Consider the following 865-nt stretch of genomic DNA (forward strand, 5'->3'; position numbering starts at 1 on the left):
TACCACCCACGCCACCGCACCCGCAGACTCCGGCCCATCCTGGGTAGGAGCCTCCACGGCAGGGACGTCCAGGGCAGGGACATCCTCTGCAGGCTGCTCGAGGATGAGGTGGACGTTGGTGCCGCTGATCCCGAACGCCGACACACCCGCCCGCCGCGGACCAGAACCCGCCGGCCACTCACGAGGCGCCGTCAGCAACTCGACTGCTCCGGCCGACCAATCCACATGCGACGACGGGGCATCGACGTGCAAGGTCTGCGGCAGCATCCCGTGCCGCATCGCCTGCACCATCTTGATCACACCCGCCACCCCCGCAGCCGCCTGCGTGTGACCGATATTCGACTTCACCGACCCCAACAACAACGGCCGCGCCGGATCACGATCCTGCCCATACGTCGCCAGCAACGCCTGCGCCTCGATCGGATCACCCAACGCCGTACCAGTCCCGTGCGCCTCCACCACATCCACATCACCCGGCTGCAACCCCGCACTCGCCAACGCCGCCCGAATCACCCGCTGCTGCGACGGACCATTCGGCGCCGACAGACCATTACTCGCCCCGTCCTGATTCACCGCACTACCCGCCACCACCGCCAACACCCGATGCCCACGCGCGCGAGCGTCCGACAACCGCTCCAACACCACCACGCCAACGCCCTCACCCCACCCCGTGCCATCAGCCGCCTCCGCAAACGGCTTGCACCGCCCATCAGCAGCAAGACCCCGCTGCCGCGCAAACTCCGCGAACGTCCCAGGCGAAGCCATCACCGTGACACCACCGGCCAACGCGATCCCACACTCCCCCGACCGCAACGCCTGCGCCGCCAGATGAATCGCCGTCAACGACGACGAACACGCCGTATCG

Annotated in this window: 1 protein-coding gene; it reads right to left on the minus strand. The window is 68.0% G+C overall.

Annotated features, from left to right (window positions below; genetic code table 11):
* Positions 1 to 865: beta-ketoacyl synthase N-terminal-like domain-containing protein (locus tag AC3EVP_RS36900; RefSeq protein ID WP_435138166.1), on the minus strand; the 865-nt coding region annotated here is incomplete at both ends.

The sequence above is a fragment of the Actinacidiphila sp. bgisy144 genome, assembly GCF_057708105.1.